Source organism: Alkalicoccus luteus (assembly GCF_012034335.1).
Lineage (GTDB): Bacteria > Bacillota > Bacilli > Bacillales > Salisediminibacteriaceae > Alkalicoccus > Alkalicoccus luteus_A.
The window spans coordinates 230,714-251,885 of the sequence record NZ_JAATHJ010000001.1 but is presented as its reverse complement, the minus strand read 5'-3'; the positions used below and the strand labels follow the sequence as shown (position 1 = coordinate 251,885).

The 21,172-nt window shown below is 52.4% G+C and carries 20 protein-coding genes; 9 read left to right on the top strand and 11 right to left on the bottom strand.

Annotated features, from left to right (window positions below):
* Positions 1–19 precede the first annotated feature (19 nt).
* Genes HCN83_RS01315 through nadA form a run of 3 tightly spaced genes read left to right on the top strand, consistent with a single transcriptional unit; the run spans position 20 to position 3,370 of the window.
* Entirely contained in the window at positions 20–1,468 is a 1,449-nt protein-coding gene (locus HCN83_RS01315; RefSeq protein ID WP_168004487.1) for an L-aspartate oxidase, read from the top strand.
* Positions 1,422–2,258, top strand: coding sequence for a carboxylating nicotinate-nucleotide diphosphorylase (gene nadC, locus HCN83_RS01310; RefSeq protein WP_168004486.1), 837 nt, complete (start codon positions 1,422–1,424; stop codon positions 2,256–2,258). Before HCN83_RS01315 ends, nadC begins: the two co-directional genes overlap by 47 nt.
* Positions 2,255–3,370 (top strand): quinolinate synthase NadA, encoded by a 1,116-nt coding sequence (gene nadA, locus HCN83_RS01305; protein WP_168004485.1) that lies wholly within the window; start codon positions 2,255–2,257, stop codon positions 3,368–3,370. The genes nadC and nadA overlap by 4 nt, the downstream gene beginning before the upstream one ends.
* Positions 3,371–3,457: 87 nt before the next feature.
* Here nadA and HCN83_RS01300 read toward each other — a convergent pair whose 3' ends face one another.
* The 5 genes from HCN83_RS01300 to HCN83_RS01280 are packed head-to-tail and all read right to left on the bottom strand — an operon-like array spanning position 3,458 to position 7,176.
* Positions 3,458–3,898 carry a GNAT family N-acetyltransferase gene (locus HCN83_RS01300; RefSeq protein ID WP_168004484.1) on the bottom strand — a complete coding sequence of 147 codons (441 nt, stop codon included), beginning with the start codon at positions 3,896–3,898 and terminating at the stop codon, positions 3,458–3,460.
* A complete protein-coding gene (locus tag HCN83_RS01295) occupies positions 3,895–4,767 on the bottom strand; it encodes an immunoglobulin-like domain-containing protein (RefSeq protein ID WP_168004483.1) in 873 nt (290 codons plus the stop codon). Before HCN83_RS01295 ends, HCN83_RS01300 begins: the two co-directional genes overlap by 4 nt.
* A gap of 36 nt (positions 4,768–4,803) precedes the next feature.
* On the bottom strand, positions 4,804–5,340 hold the full coding sequence (locus HCN83_RS01290; protein ID WP_168004482.1) for a GNAT family N-acetyltransferase: 537 nt from the start codon (positions 5,338–5,340) through the stop codon (positions 4,804–4,806).
* A 38-nt stretch (positions 5,341–5,378) separates the two neighbouring features.
* Complete coding sequence (locus tag HCN83_RS01285; RefSeq protein WP_168004481.1) at positions 5,379–5,930, bottom strand: GNAT family N-acetyltransferase; 552 nt, start codon at positions 5,928–5,930, stop codon at positions 5,379–5,381.
* A 19-nt stretch (positions 5,931–5,949) separates the two neighbouring features.
* Complete coding sequence (locus tag HCN83_RS01280) at positions 5,950–7,176, bottom strand: MFS transporter (RefSeq protein WP_168004480.1); 1,227 nt, start codon at positions 7,174–7,176, stop codon at positions 5,950–5,952.
* Between the two features lie 271 nt (positions 7,177–7,447).
* Here HCN83_RS01280 and HCN83_RS01275 point away from each other — a divergent pair, with 271 nt between their 5' ends.
* Positions 7,448–7,879, top strand: coding sequence for a transposase family protein (locus HCN83_RS01275; RefSeq protein WP_168004479.1), 432 nt, complete (start codon positions 7,448–7,450; stop codon positions 7,877–7,879).
* Complete coding sequence (locus tag HCN83_RS01270; protein WP_168004558.1) at positions 7,872–8,975, top strand: ISL3 family transposase; 1,104 nt, start codon at positions 7,872–7,874, stop codon at positions 8,973–8,975. The genes HCN83_RS01275 and HCN83_RS01270 overlap by 8 nt, the downstream gene beginning before the upstream one ends.
* A gap of 260 nt (positions 8,976–9,235) precedes the next feature.
* On the opposite strand, the gene HCN83_RS01265 is transcribed toward HCN83_RS01270, so the two are convergent.
* Positions 9,236–9,592, bottom strand: a complete 357-nt coding sequence (locus HCN83_RS01265) for an STAS/SEC14 domain-containing protein (RefSeq protein ID WP_168004478.1) — start codon at positions 9,590–9,592, stop codon at positions 9,236–9,238.
* A 126-nt stretch (positions 9,593–9,718) separates the two neighbouring features.
* Here HCN83_RS01265 and HCN83_RS01260 point away from each other — a divergent pair, with 126 nt between their 5' ends.
* Positions 9,719–10,441, top strand: coding sequence for a potassium channel family protein (locus HCN83_RS01260; protein WP_168004477.1), 723 nt, complete (start codon positions 9,719–9,721; stop codon positions 10,439–10,441).
* A gap of 31 nt (positions 10,442–10,472) precedes the next feature.
* Here the strand turns inward: HCN83_RS01260 and HCN83_RS01255 are convergent, their stop codons facing one another.
* From HCN83_RS01255 to HCN83_RS01245, 3 genes are all read right to left on the bottom strand, one after another.
* On the bottom strand, positions 10,473–12,209 hold the full coding sequence (locus tag HCN83_RS01255; protein WP_168004476.1) for an EAL domain-containing protein: 1,737 nt from the start codon (positions 12,207–12,209) through the stop codon (positions 10,473–10,475).
* Between the two features lie 114 nt (positions 12,210–12,323).
* Positions 12,324–12,692: a hypothetical protein gene (locus HCN83_RS01250; RefSeq protein ID WP_168004475.1), complete on the bottom strand. Its 369-nt coding sequence runs from the start codon at positions 12,690–12,692 to the stop codon at positions 12,324–12,326.
* Positions 12,693–12,874: 182 nt separating this feature from the next.
* The gene (locus tag HCN83_RS01245; protein ID WP_168004474.1) at positions 12,875–16,174 is read right to left on the bottom strand and encodes an efflux RND transporter permease subunit; all 3,300 of its coding nucleotides are present in this window, start codon (positions 16,172–16,174) and stop codon (positions 12,875–12,877) included.
* A 132-nt stretch (positions 16,175–16,306) separates the two neighbouring features.
* Here HCN83_RS01245 and HCN83_RS01240 point away from each other — a divergent pair, with 132 nt between their 5' ends.
* The gene (locus HCN83_RS01240; RefSeq protein WP_168004473.1) at positions 16,307–16,918 is read left to right on the top strand and encodes a TetR/AcrR family transcriptional regulator; all 612 of its coding nucleotides are present in this window, start codon (positions 16,307–16,309) and stop codon (positions 16,916–16,918) included.
* Positions 16,919–17,019: 101 nt separating this feature from the next.
* Here HCN83_RS01240 and HCN83_RS01235 read toward each other — a convergent pair whose 3' ends face one another.
* Complete coding sequence (locus tag HCN83_RS01235; protein ID WP_168004472.1) at positions 17,020–17,235, bottom strand: hypothetical protein; 216 nt, start codon at positions 17,233–17,235, stop codon at positions 17,020–17,022.
* A gap of 117 nt (positions 17,236–17,352) precedes the next feature.
* Between HCN83_RS01235 and HCN83_RS01230 the strand changes: the two genes are divergently transcribed.
* Both HCN83_RS01230 and resA read left to right on the top strand, forming a co-directional pair.
* Positions 17,353–17,571, top strand: coding sequence for a hypothetical protein (locus tag HCN83_RS01230; RefSeq protein WP_168004471.1), 219 nt, complete (start codon positions 17,353–17,355; stop codon positions 17,569–17,571).
* A 76-nt stretch (positions 17,572–17,647) separates the two neighbouring features.
* Positions 17,648–18,184: a thiol-disulfide oxidoreductase ResA gene (gene resA / locus HCN83_RS01225; RefSeq protein WP_168004470.1), complete on the top strand. Its 537-nt coding sequence runs from the start codon at positions 17,648–17,650 to the stop codon at positions 18,182–18,184.
* Between the two features lie 684 nt (positions 18,185–18,868).
* On the opposite strand, the gene HCN83_RS01220 is transcribed toward resA, so the two are convergent.
* A complete protein-coding gene (locus tag HCN83_RS01220; RefSeq protein ID WP_168004469.1) occupies positions 18,869–21,109 on the bottom strand; it encodes a heavy metal translocating P-type ATPase in 2,241 nt (746 codons plus the stop codon).
* Positions 21,110–21,172: the final 63 nt, after the last annotated feature.

The window sequence follows — 21,172 nt, the reverse complement described above, 5'->3', positions numbered from 1 at the left end:
ATAAAGACAGGTGACGTATATGAACGTGATTGTAATCGGAGGTGGACTCGCTGCCTGCAGCGCGCTGGCCAACCTGCCAAAGGAGGCAACCTGCACAGTGCTGATAAAACACGACCAGCACACCGGCAATTCTTATTTGGCACAGGGCGGCGTTGCCGCTCCTTTTCATCCGGATGATTCAATCGAGCAGCACTGGCTCGATACGATGGAATGCGGCTCGTGGAAAAATAATGGCACCCGTGTGCGTGAACTGATTCGCGATGGTAAAGAGCTGCTCGCTGCAAAGCTATATGTATTCGACCGACAGCCAGACGGAGCGCTTTCGCTTGCAACAGAAGGCGCTCATGCCCTGCCGCGCGTTTTGCATGCCGGAGGAGATCAGACAGGTGCACGTCTGATGAAGCAAGCAGCGCGCGTCCTGGAAGAGGCACACGTTCTGGAGCAGGCGCAGGCAGAAGACCTGCTCGTGGAACACGGCCGCTGCACAGGCGTTGTGTATCGTCACCGAGGTGAACGTCTGCAGCTGCGCGCTGATGCGGTCGTGCTAGCTTCAGGCGGGAGTGGCTCATTGTTTCCATATACATCAAATGCCCCCGGCACGACTGGAGATGCCGCTGCGATGGCTCACCGGGCAGGTATGCAGCTGGAGGACATGGAGTATCTTCAGTTTCATCCGACTCTGTGGACAGAAAAAGGACAAACCATTCAGCTCATTTCCGAAGCTGTCCGAGGGGCAGGTGCCACGCTGCTTCGAGAGGATGGCACGAAACTGATGCAGGCCGCCGGAGGTGATCTTGCTCCAAGAGACGTCACGGCCCGGGCCGTCGACCAGGAACGTCAGCAGGGCCGGTCCGTGTGGCTTGATGTGAGCGGAGTCGATCAGCTGTCGAAACGCTTTCCGTTTCTGTACCTGGAAATGAAACGCCGTCGATCCGGCCCCCTTTTGCCGGTCGCTGCCGGCGCACATTTTCATATGGGCGGAATCCCGGCTGACCTGGACGGCAGAACCGCACTTCCCGGACTTTTTGCGATCGGTGAAGCAGCCTGTACCGGGGTCCACGGGGCGAACCGGCTCGCGAGCAATTCGCTGCTTGAAGCACTTGTTACAGGAACGCGCTGCGGAAATGCTTTACGAGAAGAGTCCGTTCCAGGTCTTTCGGGTTCGATAAAGCTCACTTCTCCTCTTCCTGCTGAAGCGCCGGATGTACAGGAGCTGCAGCGGCACATTCACGAAGGGCTCGGCGTGGTGCGCAACAATACAGCGCTTGACGGACTGCTCGATTATTTACGGTCCTTTTCCCCTGCGCTCGAAAAAACGACGGCGCTGGAGACAGCCAATATGATCGATACTGCGACTTTAATGGCGATAGCAGCCAGAGAAAATGACACGCCGCTTGGCGCCCACTGGAAGGAGAATGCATATGAACCAACTGCTTTTACGCGAACAGCTGATCCAGTTTTTAAATGAGGACATTGGCTTTGGAGACCGGTCAGCCGCTGCGCTCGGCAGCACGGAGGCTGAGGCAGCCATCACAATGAAGGCAGACGGATGTTTTTACGGAAATGAGCTCATACATACCGGTGCTTCCATTCTTGGTCTGCAGGTGGTATTTTGTCTGGAAAACGGCGTCTCCGTGAAAGCTGGAGATACAGTGGTGCTGCTTCATGGGCCCGCCGCACATCTCCTGTCTGGAGAAAGGGTGCTGCTGAACCTGCTGCAGCGGCTGAGCGGGACAGCAACGCTCACACAGCAGGCAGTGACCCGTCTTAAGGGAACCGGTGTGCGCGTAACGGACACCCGCAAGACGACTCCCGGACTTCGCATGCTTGAAAAAGATGCTGTTCGCGCCGGCGGCGGTGCCAGTCACCGTGCCAGGCTTGATGACGTCTGCATGATCAAAGAAAATCACATTGCAGCCGCAGGGTCGATCACGAAAGCAGCAGAAGCGATCCGGCGCACCGCAGGACCGCTCACCGCACTGGAAATCGAAGTGGAGAACGAAGCGGAGCTGCTGGAGGCTGTCCAGTGCCAGCCGGATGTGATCATGCTTGATAACTGCACGAACGAGGAAGCCGTCCGCTGGGTCCGTCTGATCCCGAATTCTATTCGAATTGAACGTTCCGGGTCGATCACGCTCGACACGATCCGTGAAGCTGCGGTTGCAGGCATTGATTTTATATCTCTCGGAGCACTGACGCATTCAGCACCTGCTCTCGATATGAGCATGCGCCTGACGATAAAGGAGGCAGTTCGATGAAGTCTATGCTGTTCGACCAGTTGACACCGGCACTTCCTACTGCATATAAGCAGCTGTCTGATAAGGAGCTCCAGCAGCTCGTATGCGAAAATCGAAAAGCACTTGGCAGCTCGCTGTTTCTTCCCGGCCACCACTATCAGCGCGACGAAGTCATACGTTTTGCTGATGTAACAGGGGATTCCCTGCAGCTTGCCAGACAGTCGGCTGCACGTCCCGAAGCGGATGTGATTATCTTTCTCGGCGTCCATTTCATGGCAGAGACAGCAGATATTCTGACGCCGGACAGGCAGCGCGTGATTCTGCCCGATTTACGAGCCGGCTGCTCCATGGCTGATATGGCCGATGACCGGCAGTGTGAAGAGGCCTGGAGACAGCTGACGGACCGCTACGGGGACACGATCCTTCCTGTTACCTACGTGAATTCTTCTGCGGCAGTCAAAGCGTTCGTCGGCCGGCACGGCGGCACGACTGTTACGTCTTCAAATGCCGAGCAGGTCATGGCGTGGGCCTATTCGCAGAAAAAACGAGTACTGTTTTTGCCCGATCAGCACCTTGGACGAAACACTGCGTATAAAGGAGGCATGAGCCGCGAAAAGATGGCGGTCTGGGATCCGATTCGTGCCGAACTGGTACCGGATCAGCCGGGTGCGGCACTGGACGATGCGGAGCTGCTGCTCTGGAAAGGACACTGTTCGGTACATGAGAATTTTAGAATGGAGCACATTCAGCAGTTTCGCAGCGAGGAGCCGGACAGACAGATTCTGGTGCATCCGGAGTGCACATGGGAAGTGACGCAGGCAGCCGATTTAGCAGGATCTACCTCCTACATTATTAACCAGATTCAGCAGGCTGCGCCCGGAACAAAATGGGCCATCGGAACGGAAATGAACCTCGTGCAGCGGCTTGCTGCCGAATATCCGGAGCAGTCGATCGTCTCGCTTAATCCGGATATGTGTCCGTGCCTCACCATGAACCGGATTGATCTGCCTCATTTGGCGTGGGTGCTCGATGAAGTTTCATCCGGGAAAATTGTTCATGAAATCCGCGTGCCGGAAGACATAGCAGCTGATGCAGGTCTGGCTATCGAACGAATGATGAGCCTGACATCGTAGGACGCTTCTATTTCCCGGGAAATAACGAAAAAAGCTGTCCCGACTTATACATAGGGACAGCCTCTTTGGTTGTATGTCTGCCAGCTGTTATTGACGTTCAGTGAGTGCTTTTTCCAGCACTATTTTCACCCCTTTTTCTCCTTCTTCTGTGCCGATGATGAGAAAATCATGCTGCAGCGCGAGGATCAGCATCCCACGCCAGCGGTTCATCGTTTTCATGCAGACGCTTGTATACCCCAGTTTCCTGAGCGCTTCATGCTGGCCTCTCATTAGTGCGCTGCCAACTCCGGCCCGGCGCCGGTCCGGATCGACCGCTCCAAGCCAGCTGTAAAACGTCGTTGCTCCTGTCCTATACCCAATCTTAAATCCAATGAGAGCCTCATGATCCCACGCTGCTGTAACATGCAGAGCAGGCTTTGCAGCTGCTTTTTCCTGAAGCGTTCGGATGTCGCTAAACATATGCTGGTATAGCGGCTCCAAACGAGCAAGCAGTGCCTCGTCAACCTCCTCTGTCAGCTGAATCTTCATGGCTGTTTCACCTCAAACGGAATCGCCAGCGTATATTCCCCCGAAAAACCGTCAGGGTGAACCTGCTTGACGAGACGGTATTCTCCCGCTGCGAGCTCCGGCAGCTCTACCGTTTCTTCCACGCTCTCTCCAATGCCAATGGCAATAGCTTCATCTGTAAACGCCTGCTCAGTCGGTACAGTGCGCCACGTCTCGTTAACACGCTTTTCGACCGTATAAGCGCTGCCTGTCACAAGCGGAACAGGGCCTGTATTTTCGAGCTTTATTGCATCGTTTTCATACGAGAGAGCTGCCCCAATTTCGTTCGGTGCTGTCAGCAGAAAGCCGCTCCGCGTATCCTCTGCCTCTCCCGTGTCAGGATGAAGCACGCTCAGCTCTGACAGGTAGAGCATCCCGTCCGGTCCGGGAATCTCGCCGGAAAAGAACGTTTTCTTCTGATCGAACGAGCCGATCCCGGTCCGCTCCTGTACCACGGTTTCACCGGCTTCACAGCTGCTGTAATCCACTACCGTCAGCTGCAGCTTCCGATCAACGTCTGCCTCCCCCTCTCCATGCTCAAACAGCACGGCTTCATATTCCGTACCGGAAGGCATGATTCCATGAGGCCATCCATAGCCAAAGGTTCCACCCCCATCATGCAGAAACCATGTTCCGGTCCGCTTGCCCGGATCGGCTGCTTCATCGAAGTTCTCACCGTGTGTCCAGCCGTTGTCATGAAGACAAGCGAGGATATCCTCTTCATGAGTGAATTTACTTTCAATCGCATCCGGCAGTTCGCCATAGCCTTCTTCCCACTCTGTTTCAGCACTCAATTCTCCTGATCCGCAGGCAGCCAGAAGCAGTATCATTCCAAACCATGCTTTACGCATCCGCGCCATTCCCTTCTTTTATCTAAACAGACGCCGTTAACATTCTTCTGTTTCAGCTTCATCCATAATCTGTACAAAAGCAGCCGGTGCCTTCACAATCTGCAGCTTTGCATACAGCTCCGGCTTCATGTTTGCTTGTAAGTAGGACATGCTCTCTTCCACGTGATTAATACGGGTGCCGAACCGCTCCCCTGCGAGAAGCTGAGTCATCAACGCCCTTCCGATCCCATGTCCTTCCCATTCGGGGACCGTTTTCAGCCAGTGAACGGTTTCCAGCTTGCCGTACGCCTTCCACCTCGTACAAACACCGATGATTCGCTTGTCATCCTCCACAATCAACGTCTGCCTGAAAAAGCACTTCATGTCAGAGCTATAAACGCGTTTCACGTACTCTTCCATAAACGGCCGGTACGCGCTGGCATCCGCCGGATCGTCAAATGGCATTGCCATCCACGTCGGTAAATCATGCGCAGTCATCGAACGCACGTGCACGCCAGCTGGAAATGCCGCAAACGCCTTCTTGTTCGGTTCATGACAACACATAAACAGGTTTTTTTCAGGAAGCTGTTCCATCTTCATCCCTCCTCAAAGCGGGCCTGAGACAGTATTTATCAGCTGCCTGTTGCCTCCCATTCCCGCTTCAGCACGCCATACACAACATGATCCACCATGCCGCTGCGCAATTGCTCCACTTCGCGGATCGTTCCTTCCTCAATAAAACCGAGACGCTCGGGTACAGCCCGGCTCGACCGGTTTTCATCGGCTGCCCGGACCTCCACTTTGTTCATGGAAAGCTCCACGAAGGCGTAATCTGTCAATGCTTTTACCGTCCGCGTCATAATCCCGTTCCCTTGAAACTCTGCAGCGAGCCAGTAGCCGACAGAAGCAACGCCATTTGTCATATCGATCCGATTGAACCCGGCGATCCCGGCAGCCTCCCCGTGATACAAAATAACGGCCTCAAGCGATTTCTGCTCGGCAAACCGTTTTCGGCTGTTCTGAATAAATGCAGCCGTATCTTCTTCCCGCTCGACTTGATCGACCCACGGCAGCCACTTTCCAAGATACACCTTGTCTTTCGTTGTCAGTGTAAAAATATCTTTCTTGTGCTTTGCTGCGACAAGCTCTAGCTTCAGCTCTTCATCAATATCGAATGTAAACATCGGTCTTCCCCTCTCCTGTCTATGGTTCCAGCTCCTGCACTGGAGAACGTCCTTCCCGAAAGAAAAAGCTTGCGCACGCACTTCCAGCGAGCAGCACGCTGAGACCAATCAATCCAAATGCCGGTAGAAACCATTCGGATACACTTCCTGCAAATGCATTTCCCGCAATGGCAGCAGCACCTCCAATAAAGGCAGACGCCGCCAGCACGCGCGCCAGCCTGGCATCGGATGTCACCGCCGTACGGGCGGACCCATTCAGTACAAATGCCATCGACAGCGCGCCGTCAAATAAGAACATGCCGAACGCCAGAAGTACAAGTGCTTCTGTCAGGCTGATAAGGAGCAGCCCCGCAGCAGCGAGCAGCATGAGCCCCCCGTAAAGGCTGCTCCATGCCAAGCGGCTGACGCTTCGCAGCAGGAGCACCGCGGCAATATTGCCCGCTCCGGCCGCTGAAAGAACAACACCCGTTTGCCAGGCAGCAAACCCGAGCGATTCACTCGTATAAATAATGACGAGCAGCACAGCGGCCGTCGTCGTGCTGTTCAAGATGATGTGCTGCATCGTAATAAATTGTTGACGACTGTTCGTGACCAGCATGCGCAGCCCGGCAAGCATCGGCTCTCTGGACCGTGGCTGCTTCGATACCGGTTTCTCTTTCAGCGTTAAAAAGGCGATCCCTAAAAAAGAAACAGCATACGTAGCAGCATCCACCGCCAGTACAGCAGCTGTCCCATAGGCCGACAAAATCACGCCTGCTAAAACGGGGCCGGCGAAGGTGCTGATCGCATCCGCTCCTTCAAACCATCCGTGCGCTTCGACGAGCCGCTTGCGTCCTGCAACCTGCGGCACCATTGCCCCAAAGGAAACCCGAAAGAAAAGGCCCGCAGCGCCGATGACGAACAAGCCTGCTCCGAGCAGCCAGACGGTGAGCAGGTCAAACAGGACCGCCAGAGTGAATACGCTCATCACCGTAAAGCTGACTGCTTCCGCCGACATCGCCACTGCACGTTTGCTGCGGCGCTCCATCCAATTCCCGGCCGGAAGCGCAAGGATCAGCGGAGCCGCCTGGGAGCAGATGACAACGAGCGCCGCCTGCAGAGGTGATCCGGTCACCTGCAGCACGATCAGTGGAATTGCAATCTCACTGAAGCGGTTTCCAAAAATCGTCGCAAGCTGGCCGATCCACATCGTCAAAAACGATCGTTCTGTAATCAGCATCGTTTTCACACCTTTATCGATATTCAATTATTTCCTGAGATAAAGGTGTTTTTTACATCGCGTCGTACCTCCGTTTTTAGCTTGATCTATGCACTATATTGTCTGATTCGACAAGTGGGAGAAAATTCCTTCCACCATTTAGCGGCTCTTTTTCCATGTCCTATAATGACGACGACCTTCCTCGTGTTACTTGAAGCGATGAAAAGCTGCACAACATCGGTTCTTACTTTCAATTAGGGAGCGTCATGTTGGATTAATTGGGGAATATAATAACCAAAAGCGAAAGAAGGGCGCTGCCATGGATTATGCACTTCAATCCCTCGATCCTCGTCTGGAGCTGCTGGAACGAACGGAAACCGCCACGGATGTCCACCTGCATGTTCATCTGCGGTCCCCCTCGGCTGCCTGTCCTGCCTGCCATCAAACGGCCACCCGCCGCCACAGTGCCACCACCCGCCTGTTCATGGATCTGCCGGATACGAAGCGTCCCGTTCGGATGACCATTCGGTTAACCAAATGGTTTTGCGACGAGCCTGCCTGCTCGCGAAAAGTGTTTACAGAGCCCGTTCCCTGGCTGCCACCTCGCCATCGCCGCAGTGCGAGGCTGGAAGAACAGATTCGCCTCATTGCGTTTACGACCAGTGCCGTCCAGACCGAAAAGGTGTGCCGTCAGTTAGGCTGTCCAATCAGTAACGATGCGGTACTTGCGCTGATTCGTCGCCATCGATGACGTTGCGTTTCGAAAAGGGAACGATTACGGCACCTTACTGGCCGATGTCGACACGCACCAGCCGATTGCCCTGTTGCCAAGTCGGGATGCGGGGACCGTCGCAGCTTGGCTCACCGAGCATCCAGAGATCCAGTCTGTCTGCCGGGACCGATACAAGGGGTTTCAAAAGGCCATTGAGGAAGCATTGCCGAACGCCATCCAGATCGTGGATCGTTTTCACGTCATCCACAACCTGAAACAGCTACTCGACACCGCCCTGGACACGTTCGTGGATGCGACCGTGTTGTTAGAAGAGGCGCCGTCGATTGAGCCGGCGCCCCCTCTTTCGACAGAAGCCCATCCATCCAGTCTCCGGGAAAAGCGCATGGCTGACCAATGGGAACGAGCTCAGCGCTGTCAGGCCCTGCGAGCCGAGGGTCGTTCCTACAAAGCCATCGGCCGGATCATGGGCATCGATTATCGAACGGTCAAAAAAGACTTGGGCCGGGACGTCCCGCCACCGGCTCAGGTTCCACCAGCCCCGGATGCGATCGGGTGGGAACAACGCATGGTCGAGTTGGAAGGACAGCGATGGTCGGTTCGCCGCATCGTCGAGGTGTTGCGACTGGAGGGGTATCGCGGGAGCCCTAGTGCCGTGCAGAAAATGGTCGGCCTGATTCGCCGTCATCGCCGAGAAGGCCGGGCCCCTCCAGTAGCGGCCATCAGCCGAAAAGAGGCCAAGCGGCTCCTGTGGAGATGGACCATGGACGGAGACCCGGCGGATCGGGATCGGGTGCATCGTCTCGTGACGCGATTTCCTCCCCTTGCCCCGTTCTTCGTGTTTATCTACCTGTTTCGGGAAGGGGTCCGGCAGAAAGATGGGTTGGAACTGGAACGACTGATGACACAACCTGAATGGAAAAGCGTCCCGTTGATTCACCATTTCTGTCAACGGCTGTGGCGAGACCGAAAAGCGTTGGTCGCGGCCTGTGAACACGACGACTCCAACGGCTTTATGGAAGGATTGATTAATCACTTAAAATCGCAAAAACGGATCATGCAAAGCCGTGCCAAACCAGACCTTCTCGAAAAGAAGGTCTTATATCGCATGCCATAAAACCTTATCGTAAAAAAACATTGATCCTCCTCACGAGCAGAGCAGGCACCTTCTCCCTCTATTCAAGTAAGAACCATAACGACGGTTAAAAGTAATTTAGCTAACGTAACAGATCGTTATAACGAATAAAACGACTTAACTCCCCCCGAAAGTAACTTAACTCGAGGCAAAAGCAACAAGCCTCCCGCTGCGCATGCGGTGAAAGAAAAAGCTTTCGGCATCTTTCCGAAAGCTCCCCCTATTAACGTGTTCACATTCCCTTACTCCTTCACCCACGCCCTCGCTTGCTCCAGTCCATCTGGTGAGAAGGTCTGAAAATCGGTTTTGGCCAGCTTGTCATACAGTGTCACTGCTGCGGAGGCTGTCTTGGAATCCGTCACAAGTGCGTACTTATCGATGCTGTTAAGGTGTTCTTTCGCAAAGCGCAGCCGGTCATTTACAGCAGATGCTTCAATCGACGGAAACTCGGGCAGAACAACCAGCAGCCTGATCGTTCCGTATTGGTGAATCCGGTCCTTTAATTCTGTAAAAACGCGCTCATGTTCCTCCTCCGTCAGCTTGCCCTCCGCCTCATACTCCACGTAATTACCTTCCGTTTGCGGACGCATATGAATCATGCGAATCCCTCCTTTCTGTTCTGTTTCACCACGCTTTCATATAATAAACACCACTGCCTTTCTACCCGTGTCATTATGCCTTCTCTCCTGTATACTTTTTGTCAGATGCTTAGGGGATAAACGTGTATGAAGCAGAAGCTGAAAATTGCGTATGAAGTGATACTTGTGCTGCTGATTCTCTGGTCGGCTTCTACAGTTTTCTATGAATCGAATCTCGTTTTTCTCGATCATCTCGTCTGGATCGTGCTGCTTACAGATGTTCTTGTTCGTCTGTTCCGCGCAGACAACAAAGCTGCCTTTATCAAGCGGAATCCGTTTGATTTTATAGCGGCAATTCCGCTCGATTCGATCTTTCAGTTTGCGCGTCTGATCCGGCTTTTCCGCCTGATCAGAGTAGCTCTGCTGCTGAAGCGCACGCCCATCTATACTATTTTACGGACAAATGGCCTCATGAAAACACTGGGCGCAGTAGGAATATTAATCTTTCTTTCTGCGATTCCAGTCACCTATCTGGAACCTGGAGTCGAGACCTTTATGGACGGCGTCTGGCGGTCGGTCGTCACGGCCACGACCGTCGGGTACGGCGATATTGCACCGGTGACGACGACCGGCCGGGGAATTGCCGTGCTGCTGATGGTATTTGGAATCGGCCTGATCGGGATGGTCACGAGCTCAATCGCCACCTATTTTCTCGACAAAAAAGAGGACCTTGTCGATAACGACACGGTCCAGTTTATTCAGAGTCAGCTGAAGCAGTATGACACATTGTCTCCTTATGAGTACGACCGGCTGATTTATATGCTGAACTCGCTCAAAGAAGAGCAGACGGCCGAAAAGAAAGAGCAGTAGGGCGGCCGCCGTCTTATCTCTTATCTCTCCGTTAAGAGCCTGCAGTTCGGTAGGTGTTCATCATCAGCTTTTTCTTCAGCTCTTCAAGCGGCATCGGACGTGCAAAATAGTAGCCCTGTACAAACGGGCAGCCGCACTCCTTTAAAAGCGCCAGCTGCTCCCCGGTCTCGACTCCTTCGGCAATCACCGAAAGCTGGAAACGCCGTCCCATCGTCACCATCGCTTTGACAAGCCAGCGGTGCGCGCTGTCTGTATCCAGATCCTGAATAAATGTCCGGTCCAGCTTCAGTGTATGAATCGGCAGCCGTTGGATGTAGCTCATGGAGGAGTAACCTTTGCCGAAATCATCCAGGGCAATCCGGACACCTGTCTCCTTCAGCGACTCCAGAAACAAATGAAGCTGCTCGGTTGATTCCGGCTCCGGGTTCTCGGTCAGTTCAAACGTCAAGTGCTCTGCAGGAATAAGACCTTTGCCAGCCGTTTGCCGGATAACAGCTGCGAGTTCATGTGGATCAGCATGAAAGGAAGATAAGTTAATCGATACCTGAAACGGCTGAATCTGATAAAGCGGACTCAGGTTCTGTACGGCTTTCTGCATGATCCAGCGGTCCATTTCCAGAAGCATCCCTGTCCGTTCAGCTACTTCAAACACCCATTCGGGATTCACGAAGCCAATGTCCGGGTGCTCCCAGCGCAGCAGTACCTCTACTCCGGAGAATGCGCCTGTTCCAGTGTGAAACTGCGGCTGATAGACGAAAGAGAACGATTCATGTTCAAGAGCAAGAGGCAGATCTCTTGCGATAATCGATTTGGTTTCGGAGGCTGCTTTGGCCGATGGCGGTGTAAACACTGTTTTTGCCCGGTGTGTTGCTTTCGAACGGACAGAAGCCATATACGCTTTTTGAATCAGCGTATGCGTGCGCGTCTCTTCTCCATATTCCGATACGCCGAGAGCAACTGCCGGCTTAATGAAGCGGTCACCGGATTTAACCGGTTCGGTTAAATGATCATGCAGCTGACGTGCCGCATAAAGTTTGTCGACCGGCTTTTCATCATCGTACATAAGCAGCATGTACTTGAGCGGCTCCAGCTGAAATAGCGTCAGCTCCCGCTGCGTATACTGTTTTAGCCTGCTTATCAGCACATGCTCGACGTGTGCTTGATCGGCTTCCTCAAGCATCCCGTTCCAGTCCGGATACAAATCCATCCGGATGCTGTAGCAGACGAGACCGGGTATGTCCTCCGGAAGCAGAGAAAGCGCTGCCCGCTTGTAAGTTCCTGCTTTCACATGCCTGCAGTGTTCATACTCGAGCTCGATTGCAGCAGCGAGAAACGCGGCTATCGCCTTAAGGGTTTCCGCATCCTGAGCTGAAAAGGCGTTTGGCTCCGGAGCGGCTATCCCGAGGGTGCCGAAAAATACACTTCCGTTCAGCAGGATCGGGGCACCGACATACGAACGGATCTGCAGTAGCTCTGTCACTTTCAGCCGGGCTGTTTGATCATAGCTGAGCGCATCGTGAATGTGAAGGACGTCTGTGGATGAACGGTTCGTCAGCGCACAGTACGTATCGTTGAAGTCAAACGACAGGTTCCGCGGAAAAGGGGTGCCGTCTGTTTTGACTCCATCGATAATTGCATACGCATTATTGTAATGATGGGACACGTAGCGCATACATACTCCGTTTATACGTTCTGCTAAATAGAGCGCACGCTGTACAGCCGGTCGAAAATCTTCCAGTGCATCGAGTTCTGCTGGAGAAATATACATTTGACTACCCCCTCCATGATTCATTAGTACCTTAATCATAGAGGTTTGTGCCTCTTTTTGCATGGGTCTATTCTTTATATTCCCAGAAAATTTTAAAAAGACCGCCGTACTGGTTCACGACGGTTCTGTATGCGCGATAGCTGCTTCAATTTTCATCAGCCGATGCTCCAGGCGGCGTATTTTCGTTCGAATTGTAAACAGCTTATCATCATATTTTTTTAACATATGGCGACTCGTGTAGCGGCTTTTGCGGCACTGAATAATCGACATCTCTTTCTCCAGCTGCTGGATTTCCAGCACTACGATTTCTTTTTCTGCCTCCAGTATTTTGCGCTTCTTAAATTCGGCTTCTCTTCTCATATGCGTTGCTCCCTGTCCTGTAGCCGATTCCGGCAGCTTGTGAACGAAAAGAAGCGGCCGGTACGCTTCCGTGTGCTCCAGGGACGGGCCTTTCTTGTTATATAAGCGGTTGTCCCGTATCATGTTCGCGTGGATAAGCTAATAATCTATCTACCCAATATATTTATTATACAAACATTGAAATAAAGTTGTATAAAACGTTTTCAAAGCAGATGCTTTTCTGACCGGTTTAGTGGTAAACATATAGGCGCCGGTGATAAAATTCCACAAAAAACACCGGGCTCTGATAGCCCGGTGCACGATTGTTATTCTTCTTCTCTGCGGCGGCGTTTTTCTTTCATGCGCTGCAGAAGGTCTTCCATTTCTTCAACAAGTTCATTATCCCCATCTGCTTCCACAGGGCTGTCCGGCTCTGCTTCATAGATGTCCGGCTCCTCCTCATCTGGAAGCAGTCTTGCTTCGATGCGAAACGGTTCGTTCCCGGTCGTCTGCATCGTTTCCAGATCACGCCCGTAAACAACCTGACCATCCGGAGTCATGTATTTTTTATTCATGTTTCGCGTTGTCCGATCAAAAAAGCTGTAAATGACCGGTATAACAAACAGCGTCAGCAGGGTGCTGCTGATTAGCCCTCCGATAATGACAATTCCCATCGGCTGGATGATTTCTGCACCTTCCCCAATGCCGATTGCAAGCGGCACGACACCGAAAATGGTTGTAAGCGCCGTAATCAGAATCGGCCGGGCCCTGTCCTGAACACCGGCTACTATCGCTTCTGCCGCAGGCATGCCTTTTGCTTTCTGCTGATTAATGTAATCAACGAGCACGATGGCATTGTTAACGACGATACCTGCCAGCACGATGATTCCAATAAACACCATCACGCTGAGCGGATTCTGCGTCACCGTAAGAGACAGCATCACACCGATCACAAACAGGGGCACAGTAAACATAACGATAAACGGGTACTTAAATGATTCGAATTGCGCGACCATCACCAGGTAAATGAAGGTGATTCCGAGCACAAAGGCGAGAGCTATATCAAGAAAGATGTCATCGAGAAGCTCCTGATCGCCTCCGACGACAAACGATGTGCTATCGTCGAGGTCTGCTTCATCAACAGCATCTGCCACGAGAACACCTGCTTCCTGCAAGGAGATATCAGACACATAGCCGACATCAATATCAATCGTACGTTCCTGGTCGGCACGGTTGATCATGGCAGGACCTTCACCATCTTCAAATTCCGTAACGTCGGAAAGCTCAATGAATCCACCCTGCTGATCCGGAATTAAGATCGAGCCGAAGCTTTCCGTACTGCTCAGCACATCGGATGGATAACGGACGTTGAGCGGCATCGGACTCTCCTCACCGAGCTCAAGCGTACCAGCTGTCACTCCGCCTGTCGCATCCAACACCGCCTGGCCGACCTGAGCAGGAATGAGTCCCTCTTCTCTCGCAGCATCCCGGTCAACGGTGACCTGAAGCTCCGGAGAGGTTTCTTCTTCAGAGGAAGAAACCTGACGGATATCAGCTTCATCCTCCAGCAGTTCCATAATCTCATCCGCTGCTTCTGTCAACCGGGCCTCATTTTCGTCCTGCAGACTGAAGCTGTATGTGTTCGGCTCACCGCCGAAGCCTGCTTGTGCAAAAGCGAGTACGTCAATTTCCGGCGTATCATCCACCGCTTCAATATCTGATTCAATCTCTTCGATGAAGTCAAACGATGAGACGTTTCGATCGGCAGCATCGACCATCGTGACGATAATTTCTGCCGTATGAGAGGAGCTTGACATTCCTCCCCCCATTGAGCTGGACCCGATTGTACTCAAATACGTGTCGACTTCTGCATAGTCGTTCAGCTCTTCTTCGATTTGTTCCACCGTTTCTTCTGTCCGGCTCAGAAGCGTTCCTTCTTCATGCTCCACTTCGATCAGGAACGTTCCCTCATCAGAATCCGGAAGCAGATCCACGCCTGTCCCTGCCAGTCCGACAGCACCGATCAGCAGCGTCGCAAGCGTGATCCCGATAACAATAATGCGGTGTCTCAGTGTCCACCAGACAGCACCGGCCAGCCGCTTCATATACGGCTTTTCTTTCCGCCTCGCTTCCAAATCTTCATCCGGCGGCGAGAGGATGCGGCTCGCTATCATCGGTACAATCGTGACGGCCACGAACAGTGACGCCAGCAGACTGAAGGCGACGGTAATCGCAAGCGGTGCGAAAAGATCGCCAACAAGTCCCGTAACAAACACAATCGGTAAAAATACCGAGGCGGTTGTCAGCGTAGAGGCGGTAATCGCACCGGCTACTTCCTTCGTTCCGTCAGCCGCTGCCTGCCGGGATGCCTTGCCCATCGACAGGTGCCGGTAAATATTTTCAATGACGACGACGGCGTTATCGACAAGCATTCCGATCCCGAGTGCCAGCCCGCCGATCGTCATGATGTTCAGACTGATATTCGTAAAGAAAAACAGCGCGAACGTCGTAATCACCGAAAACGGAATCGCAATCCCGATAATAAACGGTGTTTTCAAGTTGCGCAGAAAGGCAAACAGCAGCACCATTGCGAGGATTCCCCCGCCAATCAGCGACATCATCACGCTGCTGATCGCCTGATCGATGAATTCTCCTTCATCGTACAGAAAGCCTGCGGTCAAATCCTCATACTCGTCTTCTTCAAGCTGGCTGTCCAGCTCGTCACGCACGTCTTGTGCGGTTCCGGAGGTGTCTGCTTCTGACTCAAACATCACATCGAGCTGAATAGAATTTTCCTGATCCAAACGAGTAATGACATCCTGGTCTTCTTCTGTTAACGACACCTCACCTGCATCGGCAAGCGTCAGCTCATCGCCGGTTTCCGGATCTTCCGTGATGACCAGATCCTCCAGTTCCTCCAGCGACGCAATTTCGCTTAGAAGACGGGTTGTAATTTGCTCTTCTTCGTCTTCATCGACGATGGTGCCCCCTGGCATAGACATGCTGCTCCCCTGAATCACATCGACGATATCGCTCTGCGTCAGGCCGTTCTCCTCCAGCACATCCAGATCGAGCTCTGCTTCATACAGTTCATCAATCGTTCCGGATTCATCAACAGAAGCAACCCCGTTCACCCTGGACAATTCCTGCTGCAGATCGGCAACCTCGTCCTGAAAGTCTGTTACATCATCTCCCTGCGAGGATATCGCAAGCTGCATGCTTGGAAACATCGACGGATCAAACTGCAGGAAGTTCGGCTGACCGGCATCATCCGGTAAATCTGCCTGGTTGATCGTGGTAATAATTTCGTTCTCAACGTCTTCAATAGACGTGTCGAATGAAAACTCCATGATAATAATAGAGCTGCCCTCCTGCGTCTGGGAGGAGAGCTGATTCAGTCCCGAAACGTTGGAGAGCTCGTTTTCCAGCGGTTCGGTTACATCATCCAGCACCTCATTCGGTCCTGCGCCCTGGTAGCTCGTCACGACCGCGGCAGCAGGTGCCTCGACGTCCGGCAGCAGCTGCACAGGAAGCCTCGTCAGCGAGACGGTGCCCAAAAGCAGCAGCACAATCATAATGACGACCGTAAATTTCGGTCGTCTGATAGAAAAATCCCATATTCTCATTTTAATGAATCCGCTCCTTCATCTGGTTGCGTTACCCAACAACGTGTTGTACGATTACGCTATCACACGCCGTTTTTCCTATCAATCAACAATCAGATGGGATCTGTCGGGTAACGAAAAGGAGCTGAACCTATGCCACGCCGACCGAAACCAGAAGAAACGAAGCAGACGCTTCTCGATCACTTCTGGCAGATCTACTGCGAAAAGCCGATTGACCGGATCACGGTCCGTGAAATTACTGATGCAGCCGGCTTTAACCGCGGAACATTTTATGTATACTTCACCGATGTGTACGATGCCCTGCAAACCATTGAAGAAGCGATTATACCCGATGAAGCAGAATTTGAACAAATGATGAAACTTCATCATGAAGGAATCGATTTTTATACGAGCATGGAGCATTTCACCTCTTTTTATGAAACGCACGGCGATAAATTAAGAGTGCTGCTCGGCCCGAATGGCGATCCGACATTCGCCCACAGGCTCAAAGACAGAATGCGTCATTATTTGCTGTATTATTCTACCTCCGAACTGGCAGGGCTGTCCGCACAGGATCGCCTGAAAATGGAGTACATCGTCGAAGCGGAAATGGCTTCCCGTCTCGGCATGCTCACCTTGTGGTTCAGCCGCGGCAAAGATCTGACGCTGGAGCAGTTTCATCAGCTGACCTACAGCCTGACGAGAAACGGCTCTCTCCGAACATCCGCTGAGCTGTACGACAAGTCGAAAAAGCAGGATTCGTGAGAGCGGAGGCTGTCTCAGCAGATTGACAGAGACAGCCTGAAGCAGACGCGGGAAATATCGCAGCTGAATGGCCGCCCTCTCACCCGGGCTGCGGCAGCCTGTTACTCATCTTGCTCCGCCAGTGAAAAGGTGCGTACGATAATATAGACGAGGCTTACCAGATAAACAATCACAAACAGCGGGAAAAACGCCTGCAGCCTGCGCGGGAAGGATATGCCTGTGATCACACCGAGCGCCAGCAGTCCTGTCTTTAAAACAGCAAAGTCTGCAACAGAATAATTATTTGCCCCGTTCATCAGCTTTGCTACGAATCCCATCTTCTTCTCCTCCTCCCTGTTATGCACCTATACCCGTTTTTGAACACATTTCTCTGATATTAATGTGGAACTTTTTCCCATTTCAAGCTATAGTAAAAAGAAAAAGGACTGACGCTTATGGCATCACATCTTCAGCAACTGCTATGGATGAAATACGGCTCGCTTCTGCTCATGCTTTTATTTACCCTGCTGCTCTTTTTCCCACAGGCGGCGTTTGCCGCTCCCGATGCATATGCAGCCCTGCTGGAGGAGCGTCTGCTTACATTCTCGCTGTTAGGAGCGGTGTTCCTGCTTTCCACGGCTGCACTTGCCGTGATTGAAGTGATCAGGCACTGATGCTTTCTGCCTGTTGAATCCCGGTTTTTCAGCTGGTACGATTGCACGAACGATGTTTGTTCGAGGAGGAACCAGCATGAAAAAGAACCGGCTTCTCATTCGCTCCAGCATACTGCTTGTCATGCTGCTGGCGATTGGATATACCTTTTATAATCATTTTTCAGAGGATCAGGGCCTTGTCGCAGAAGGGGATGAAGCGCCTGATTTTGTACTCGAAAATATGGAAGGGGAAGAAATGTACTTAGAGGACTTCGAAGGTGAAGGAGTTTACCTCAACTTCTGGGCTACTTACTGCACCTACTGCCGCGATAAAATGGAGTACCTGAATGAACATTTTGAGGAATATGAAGAACTCGGCGTGCAGGTGCTGAACGTGAACGTAGATGAGACGGAGCTTCAAGTCGAGCGCCACGAGCAGCGATTTCAGCTTGATTACGAGCTTTATATCGACCGCAACATGCTCGTGAGCAGCGCGTATGGAGTCGGCGTCCTTCCGTCTGTTTTTCTGATTGACGAAACCGGCGAAGTGCAGGAGCATCATGTCGGCGGCAAAACGGAACAACAGGTAGTAGAGTCCCTGGACAGTCTCGTGCCGGATCAATCCGCTTCCTGATCGCACTGAAAAGCACTGAAAAAGCCGGTTTCGGTTTCTTCAGTGCTTTTTCTGTGTAAAAAAGACCGGCTTCCGGCTGCGGTCGAAGCGCTGCAAGTCTGCCCGGCAGAACGAAAGTGTTCAACTTTTCCGGCAAAAGCATTAACTTTTACTGCGAGATGTTCAACTTCGTTTGCAAAAGCGTCAACCTCGCCTCGCAACTGTTTACGAGCATCAACTTAGAACTTCTATAACGAATAAACGTTCATCCGCTTCCTCAAAATGATCAACTTTTCCAGCAAAAACGTTTAACTTTCTTCTAAAGCTTAACTCAGATGGCTTCCGGCCGCCGGAAGCTTCCTTAAGAATGTGAGGAAAGTTTTCATTCTGAGGGCTGAAGTTATCGAACAGAAGCTCAAACGTTTCAATCTCGATGCTAAACTTATCAATCTCAGGCTGAAACTTATTACAGTTATCAACTTTCGTTCGCGATAGCGAAAATGTTATCATTTCCCTGCCTGAACTTTTCATTCTAGCGCCTGATCTTATCAAACTCGAGACCACTTTCAACGACGAATGTTCCGTCATTTAAAAAAAGCGCCGAGAAGCTGCTTCAGCTTTTACAACGCGCCTGCTTTTTGATCCTGATTTAGTAAAACCCCAACAAAACGGGCACCAGAGATCGTCCTCTGGTGCCCGGTCCAGCTATGCAGCCGGAATCGATTTGAATTTTCGCAGTCTCAAGGTGTTCAGCACGACGGATACGGAACTGAGTGCCATTGCAAGACCTGCAAGCATCGGATTCAACAGGATGCCGAACACCGGGAACAACACACCAGCTGCTACCGGGATGAGCACAACGTTGTAGCCGAATGCCCAGCCGAGGTTCTGCCAGATCATGCGCATCGTCGAACGAGAGAGCCTCACTGCCGTCACTACTTTTGCGACGTCACCTTTCATCAGCGTAATGTTTGCCGTTTCCATGGCAACATCTGTGCCGGTTCCGATCGCCATGCCGACATCTGCCTGTGCAAGCGCCGGTGCGTCGTTAATGCCGTCCCCGACCATCGCGACGACCCGGCCTTCTGCCTGCAGCTTTTTCACGGCATCTGCCTTGTGTTCCGGCAGCACTTCCGCAATGTAGTCGTCAATTCCGGCTTCTCTGGCGATCGCAGCGGCAGTGCCTTCATGGTCCCCTGTCAGCATCAGTACTTTCATGCCCAGCCCCTGCAGCGCCTGCACGGATTTCTTCACATCCTGCTTCAGCGTATCTGCTACAGCTACGAGCCCTGCGGCCTCTCCCTCGATTGCGGTAAACATCGGCGTTTTGCCATTCTCAGCCAGCGTCTTCGCTTCATTCTGAAGAGAGGCGGTTTCGATGCCTCGCTCTCGCATCAGCTTATCATTGCCGATTAAAATCGTCTGTCCGTTCAGAACGGCTTCGATGCCGTGACCCGTAATGGACTGAAAGCGCTCCGGCTCTTCCAGCTTATAGCCTCGCTGTTTTGCTGCGTCGACAATCGCTTCGCCGAGCGGATGCTCCGAGCTGTTTTCCACGGAAGCCGCTGCGCGGAGCAGCGCTTCTTCTGTGAAAGCTCCCTGCGGCAGCAAATCAGTAACGACCGGTCTGCCTTCTGTGATCGTGCCTGTTTTATCGAAAATAATCGTATCGACGTGCTTTACCCGCTCGAGGCTCGTCGCATCTTTAATTAAAATCCCGTTTTCTGCTCCTTTTTCCGTGCCGACCATAATCGCCGTTGGTGTGGCGAGACCGAGGGCACAAGGACAGGCGATGATCAGCACGGCAATGAAGGTCGTCAGCGCCATAATGGTCGCCGGTTCCGGTCCGATAAAGAACCACACAGCAGCGCTGATGAGAGCAATGAGCACAACAGCCGGTACAAAGTAGGCCGCAATCACGTCAACGATCCGCTGAATCGGCGCTTTCGATCCTTGTGCTTCATTGACCATGCGGATAATTTGAGACAGCACCGTATCTTTTCCGACTTTGGAGGCCTGCATCGTGAAGCTGCCGGATTTATTGATTGTCGCACCGATCACCGGGTCATCAAGCTGCTTTTCTACGGGAATAGATTCTCCCGTCAGCATCGATTCATCTACGGTTGAAGCACCTTTTAATACGATACCGTCCACCGGAATCCGTTCACCCGGCCGGACGATGAGCTCATCACCGATCTCTACGTCTTCAAGCGGGATCTCCAGCTGCTCGCCGCCGCGGACGACACGAGCGGTTTTTGCCTGCAGGTTCATCAGCTTTTTAATCGCTGTGGACGTCTGCCCTTTAGCCTTTGCTTCCAAATAACGGCCGACGAGAATGAGCGTGGTGATGACGGTTGTCACATCATAATAAAGCTCATTCGGGAATCCTAGCCCCGTCAGATAAGCCGGGAAAAGCGTTAGCGCCCCGCTGTAAAGCCAGGCTGAGGTTGTTCCCATCGCAACGAGCACGTTCATGTCCGCCGAACCGTTTTTCAGTACTTGATAGCTTTTTGTATAAAACCGGCGTCCAGGCCCGAGCTGCACGAACGTCGTTAAGATGAGCAAAACGTAAGGGCTGGCCAGAAACGCCGGGACCCATGTACCCCAGTGGGGCATCATGTGCGGGATACTTCCGACTAAGACGACCGCAGTGAGAATACTGCTCCAAAGCACACTTTTTTTCAATGAGGAGGCTTCCGATTCCTGTTTATCCGAGCGGTCCTTCACCGATCCATCTTCATCCACATCCGCACCAAAGCCGATCTTTTCCACTGCCTGAATCAGCTGTTCGGTCGTGACAGCATCACTCGTGCGAATCTGCGCACTGTGCGAGGCCAGGTTCACGTTCGCCTCTTCCACGCCTTCCACTTTTTTCAGCGACTTTTCCACCCGGTTCACGCATGACGCACACGACATACCGGAGACAGACATGTTTACTTTTTTCATAAGAGCTTCACCTTCCTTTCGCAAGAAACATATACCCCTAAGGAGTATTAAACTGAATAAAAA

What these genes read in the sequence shown, in the direction of transcription:
- nadA (WP_168004485.1), top strand. Translation starts at nt 2,255, where the DNA reads ATGAAGTCTATGCTGTTCGACCAGTTGACACCGGCACTTCCTACTGCA.
- HCN83_RS01245 (WP_168004474.1), bottom strand. Translation starts at nt 16,174, where the DNA reads ATGAGAATATGGGATTTTTCTATCAGACGACCGAAATTTACGGTCGTC.
- HCN83_RS01250 (WP_168004475.1), bottom strand. Translation starts at nt 12,692, where the DNA reads ATGATACGGGACAACCGCTTATATAACAAGAAAGGCCCGTCCCTGGAG.
- HCN83_RS01220 (WP_168004469.1), bottom strand. Translation starts at nt 21,109, where the DNA reads ATGAAAAAAGTAAACATGTCTGTCTCCGGTATGTCGTGTGCGTCATGC.
- HCN83_RS01235 (WP_168004472.1), bottom strand. Translation starts at nt 17,235, where the DNA reads ATGGGATTCGTAGCAAAGCTGATGAACGGGGCAAATAATTATTCTGTT.
- HCN83_RS01230 (WP_168004471.1), top strand. Translation starts at nt 17,353, where the DNA reads ATGGCATCACATCTTCAGCAACTGCTATGGATGAAATACGGCTCGCTT.
- HCN83_RS01290 (WP_168004482.1), bottom strand. Translation starts at nt 5,340, where the DNA reads ATGGAACAGCTTCCTGAAAAAAACCTGTTTATGTGTTGTCATGAACCG.
- HCN83_RS01255 (WP_168004476.1), bottom strand. Translation starts at nt 12,209, where the DNA reads ATGTATATTTCTCCAGCAGAACTCGATGCACTGGAAGATTTTCGACCG.
- HCN83_RS01260 (WP_168004477.1), top strand. Translation starts at nt 9,719, where the DNA reads ATGAAGCAGAAGCTGAAAATTGCGTATGAAGTGATACTTGTGCTGCTG.
- HCN83_RS01240 (WP_168004473.1), top strand. Translation starts at nt 16,307, where the DNA reads ATGCCACGCCGACCGAAACCAGAAGAAACGAAGCAGACGCTTCTCGAT.
- HCN83_RS01295 (WP_168004483.1), bottom strand. Translation starts at nt 4,767, where the DNA reads ATGCGTAAAGCATGGTTTGGAATGATACTGCTTCTGGCTGCCTGCGGA.
- HCN83_RS01315 (WP_168004487.1), top strand. Translation starts at nt 20, where the DNA reads ATGAACGTGATTGTAATCGGAGGTGGACTCGCTGCCTGCAGCGCGCTG.
- HCN83_RS01265 (WP_168004478.1), bottom strand. Translation starts at nt 9,592, where the DNA reads ATGATTCATATGCGTCCGCAAACGGAAGGTAATTACGTGGAGTATGAG.
- HCN83_RS01275 (WP_168004479.1), top strand. Translation starts at nt 7,448, where the DNA reads ATGGATTATGCACTTCAATCCCTCGATCCTCGTCTGGAGCTGCTGGAA.
- nadC (WP_168004486.1), top strand. Translation starts at nt 1,422, where the DNA reads ATGAACCAACTGCTTTTACGCGAACAGCTGATCCAGTTTTTAAATGAG.
- resA (WP_168004470.1), top strand. Translation starts at nt 17,648, where the DNA reads ATGAAAAAGAACCGGCTTCTCATTCGCTCCAGCATACTGCTTGTCATG.
- HCN83_RS01285 (WP_168004481.1), bottom strand. Translation starts at nt 5,930, where the DNA reads ATGTTTACATTCGATATTGATGAAGAGCTGAAGCTAGAGCTTGTCGCA.
- HCN83_RS01300 (WP_168004484.1), bottom strand. Translation starts at nt 3,898, where the DNA reads ATGAAGATTCAGCTGACAGAGGAGGTTGACGAGGCACTGCTTGCTCGT.